The organism is Actinomyces bouchesdurhonensis (genome assembly GCF_963540955.1).
GTDB classification, from domain to species: domain Bacteria; phylum Actinomycetota; class Actinomycetes; order Actinomycetales; family Actinomycetaceae; genus Pauljensenia; species Pauljensenia bouchesdurhonensis.
On record NZ_CAUTSL010000091.1, the window covers coordinates 1 to 4,478 of the forward strand.

The following is a 4,478-nucleotide window of genomic DNA, read 5'->3' on the forward strand; positions in this document are numbered from 1 at the left end:
CTACCCGCAACCCCCGACCAACACCCGGTCACCCACACTCAACTCGGAAGAGCCGTTTTGCACCATTAGAAGCCCCCTGTCGGCGTGTCGCCGGCGTGTCGCGGCTCTAATGGTGCATTTCCCCCCTCGCGGCTGCCCGTCTCGACGGATTCAAGGGGCACTGCGACCGGTCTCGACGGATTCAAGGGGCACTGCGGCCCACGAAAGGCGGGTTCGCGGCCGGGCACGTGCTCTGACGCGGCACGCTCCAAACAATTTCGCATGCAATTCGATTACCTGAACATTCAACAAACTCCACAAACGTTGCAATTCCAACGATGTGAATTCGTGCTGCAGACGAACCTCGGGGAATTGCATGCGACATTGGGGGAGGCCACCCGACAACGAGTCACCCAGCCCCTCTGGCGGCGATGTGGACACTGCCGGCCCGGCGCCTACCACTAACGACAACCTGAGCACACGACGACTCGCGCCCACCCCGGAACACCCGGCCCGGAAGCTACCACCAACGACAGCATGAGCTGCCTGCGTGAAGTTCAAACAATCAGCAAGAGCCCGTACATACTCCCGATGCCGAGCCTGACACGCCTCACGACGGGAGGGGTATTCAACACCCTGAAAGACTCGACCACGATTGGTCACAACGAACTCCTTCACCAAGAAACGTTGCAACCATCACTAGAACCTAGACGCAACACCGCAACATCTCCCGAATACCGCCGCGCAGGCACGCAACACCAGACACCGCGACACGGACACATGGCAACAAAAAGGTGCGGGACCTGGCAACAAGCCAGACCCCACACCTCGAGACTTTGCGTCAATTCTAACGCTTGCGCTCCGATCAGACGGTGGGAACACCGTTCGCGTCAGTAGCGTAGATCCACTTGCCCATGAAAGTCATGATCGCGCAGACAATGAGGAAGATCCAGTAGACGAACATGATCAGGCCGACGAGGCCAGCGACGAAGCCATCGGAAAACGCCCAGAGGAAGTTGAGGACGAGAGAGGCGACGACCTTAATGATGCCCAGCTGGTTATAACCGAGGTAAAAGTCACCGACACCGAAACCGCAGAGGAAGAGGTTGAGCAGGCCCGCGGTCATGCGGGACTTGCCCTGAGCCTGGGCGTTAAAGCCGGGCTGGCCATAGACGGGCTGACCAGGCTGCTGACCGTAGGGCTGCTGGCCAGGCTGCTGACCGTAAGGCTGCTGAGGGGCAGACATGTTGTCTCCTGTTGTTGATGGAGCCCCCTCCCGGAGGCGTTTACGAAAACACGGTCAGACTAGTCGACCTTTTTCATTTGTACAACATTCACAGTCTTCTATGCGCCACATCACATATTCGAACGCTTGATACGCAGACACTGGGCACAGTTCCCTACACTGACTGGGTGTTCACAAACCCAACGGCCGAGGCCTCGCAGGTACTCCTTCACGACCTTCCCCGCTGGTTCGCATCCAACAAGCGTGACCTACCCATGCGACACGACGACGTGTCCGACTGGGGAACCCTCGTTTTCGAAATTATGAGCCAGCAAACACCCGTTACGCGCGTCCAGCCGATCTGGGTCGAATGGATGCAGCGATGGCCAAACCCCTGCGACCTCGCCGAGGCGTCCCCCGCGGACATTATCGTGGCCTGGGCAAACCTGGGCTATCCATCGCGCGCACTGCGCCTCAAAAGTTGCGCGGACACCATCGTCGAAAAACACGACGGTCAGGTGCCCCTGACTATGAAGGAATTGACTCTCCTCCCCGGCGTGGGAACCTACACCGCTAGTGCACTCCTCGCATTCCGACACGGCATTCGCATCCCGGTCCTCGACACCAATGTCCGCCGCGTCCTGGTCAGATTCCTTGACGGACGCGAGTTCCCACCCCACTCAAGCCCCTCCAAGGCGGAAGTATCGCGCGCCGACGCGCTCCTGCCCTCGGACGGCCACCATGCGGGCGAGGTGAGTTTGGCCCTCATGGAATTCGGTGCTCTCGTGTGCACCCAGCTCTCCCCCCACTGCGAGACATGCCTTATGCGCCAATACTGCGCGTGGGCTCAGGCCGGATACCCGAAGGACGAGAAGCGCCCGACCCCGCAGCCTTACACGGGTACTGACCGCCAGGCGCGCGGTCGCGTCATGAAGGCTCTTCGCGCCGCCCACTTCGAGGGCACGAAAGGCCTAACCAAGCGCAGAGTCCTCGATGCCGCCCGCCTCGACGGCGGCGATCGCTACCAGCCCACTCGCGTCTACCGGGCTCTGCTTAAAGAAGGTATGATCACCTACAACAAGGACACGAAGCTGGTCACTCTCCCCCGCTAATCCAGTAATGAAGACCATACCAGCGCGCGCAACTCTCCTCACGCATGAGCACCCCGGTCGACGAGGCCTGCCCCCCAACCAAGGCGCCGGCACTGACCCGGAAACGCGCCCGGGCCTCGGCGCTGAACTAGTACCTGATTGCGTCGATCGGCTTGATGCGCACGGCCGCGAGCGCGGGGATAATCCCGCACAGGGCGCCGATGCTGGAGGAGATGGCGACGCCTGCGATGGCGGCTCCGGCGGGGAAAGCAGGCGTCTCGCTGAGCGCGATCCCCATGGTTTCGAGCGGTAGGGAGCGCACGACGACGATCGCGATGCCCACGCCGATGACGCCGGCGACGAAGGTCGCGACCACTGATTCCATGAAGACCGCGAAGAAGACGCGCGTAGCGGAGGCGCCGACGGCCCGCCGGATCCCGATTTCGCGCACGCGCTGACGCACGGTGACGATCGCGACGTTGAGCAGGCCCAGGGCGCCGAGGAACACGATGATGCCGCCGATGATCATGATGACGCGGGAGATGGTGCCCAGCTGTTCCTCGCCGATGTCCTCGTGTTCGCCGCCGGTGACGGTGACGCGCCAGCCGTCGCCGAGGATGGAGGCCAGGGCGCTCGGCAGGACGGTGCGGGCCTGGTCGGCGTCGTCGGGCCCAACCCAGGCGAGCATGGAGGGCACGCCCATCTGGGGCAGCGTGGCGCGCGCGGCGTCGTAGTGCACGTACATGGTCGGCATATCGAAGCGGCTCTTCCCTTTGCTGACGCCGACCACACGCAGGGCGGTGCCGTCGGTGGTGTGCAGGACGATGGGGACCTGGTCGATGGGGGCGCGTCCGAGCTGGTTCCAGAGGACTTCGGAGATGACGACGGGTGTCAGGCGCTGCTGGGCGTCGCTGGGCGCGACCCATCGGCCCGCGAGCATGCGGGTGCGGAAGATAACTTGGTAGGCGGGGTCGACGGCCTGGATGGTGACGTCGTTGAACATGTCGTCGGTGCGCACGACCGGGTAGCCGCGGAATTGCCCGCTGGCGCGCGCCTGGAGGACTTCGGTGATCTCACCGCCGCTGCTGGACAGGCGCGACCAGTAGCGGATGTCGTGTCGGGCGGCCAGCGTCACCATCGCGTCGCTCACCGGGTCCTTGTCGTCGGGGCGCTCGACGGTGGACGAGGCCTGGGCCCCTTCACCGGTCCCGGTTTCCTGGGTGGGACCGTCGTTCGAAGGTTCTCCTTGGTTTGCCGATGATTGTTCCGGCGCGAGGCGCACAGTCACCGAGCGCCCTTCGTAGAGTTCGGCCAATTCGCGGGAGGACTGCAGGATCAGGTCTCCCAGGGCGATGACGACCGTCATGGCGGCCACGGCGGCGACGACGCCCACGAGGGAGAGGACCACGCGGGCCTTCTGCACCTTAACTTCGCCCCACGCTTCGATGAGGGCCCCCACGATCTGACTGAGCGCATTCATTGATTGCCCTCCTCGTGCGGGGTTGGGGGCGCCGGGACCGGCGTGCTTTCCGGCTCGCCCTGGACGGGCGGCGCCGGGGGCTCCGTCACGACCGGTTCCGTGCCCGGGCGCACGGCCTCGTCGCCCGCCTGCTCAACCCCGGCCTCGTCGCCCGCCTGCTCAACCCCGGCCTCGTCTCCCGAGTGCCCTGCCTCCGCGCGCTGCGCGAGAGCGGAGGGGGCTTCGACCTCGTGCAGGACGCCGTCGTAGAGTTCGTAGGCGCGCGAGGCGCGGGCGGCGACCCCCATGTCGTGGGTGATGACGATGAGGGCCGAGTTGGATTCGCGGGCGACCTCCTCGAGGAGGCTCATGACGACGCGCCCCGTGTCGGGGTCGAGCGCGCCGGTCGGCTCGTCCGCCAAAATCACGCGCGGGCGACGCACGAGGGCGCGCGCGATCGCGATGCGCTGCTGCTCGCCGCCGCTCATCTCGCCCGGGTAGGAGTCCGCGCGATCCGCCAGGCCCACGCGCTCAAGCATGTCGAGAGCGATGGAGCGCCTGCGCAGCAGCTGCGTGCCCGGCGCGTACAGGAGGGGAACCTCGACGTTTTCAGCGGCCGTACGAGCCGCGAAAATGTTGAATTGCTGGAAGACGAAGCCGAAGTCCTCTCCGCGCATGCGAGCGCGACGCCCCTCGCCCAGGCGCGTCGTGTCCACGCCGTCCA

At 64.7% G+C, this 4,478-nt stretch carries 4 protein-coding genes and 1 pseudogene; 1 reads left to right on the forward strand and 4 read right to left on the reverse strand.

What is annotated here, in order from left to right; translation table 11 throughout:
- Window positions 1–486: 486 nt before the first annotated feature.
- Together RYL44_RS09985 and RYL44_RS09990 are read right to left on the reverse strand one after the other, a co-directional pair.
- Window positions 487–672: pseudogene (locus RYL44_RS09985) on the reverse strand (hypothetical protein); the annotation flags it as partial.
- A 172-nt stretch (window positions 673–844) separates the two neighbouring features.
- Window positions 845–1,225 carry a TM2 domain-containing protein gene (locus RYL44_RS09990; RefSeq protein ID WP_314975896.1) on the reverse strand — a complete coding sequence of 127 codons (381 nt, stop codon included), beginning with the start codon at window positions 1,223–1,225 and terminating at the stop codon, window positions 845–847.
- Window positions 1,226–1,479: 254 nt separating this feature from the next.
- Here RYL44_RS09990 and RYL44_RS09995 point away from each other — a divergent pair, with 254 nt between their 5' ends.
- The gene (locus tag RYL44_RS09995; protein WP_462675793.1) at window positions 1,480–2,316 is read left to right on the forward strand and encodes an HhH-GPD family protein; all 837 of its coding nucleotides are present in this window, start codon (window positions 1,480–1,482) and stop codon (window positions 2,314–2,316) included.
- Window positions 2,317–2,443: 127 nt separating this feature from the next.
- Here the strand turns inward: RYL44_RS09995 and RYL44_RS10000 are convergent, their stop codons facing one another.
- Together RYL44_RS10000 and RYL44_RS10005 are read right to left on the reverse strand one after the other, a co-directional pair.
- Window positions 2,444–3,775, reverse strand: coding sequence for an ABC transporter permease (locus tag RYL44_RS10000; RefSeq protein WP_314975898.1), 1,332 nt, complete (start codon window positions 3,773–3,775; stop codon window positions 2,444–2,446).
- Window positions 3,772–4,478: ABC transporter ATP-binding protein (locus RYL44_RS10005; RefSeq protein ID WP_314975899.1), on the reverse strand; the 707-nt coding region annotated here is incomplete at its 5' end. The genes RYL44_RS10005 and RYL44_RS10000, both read right to left, overlap by 4 nt.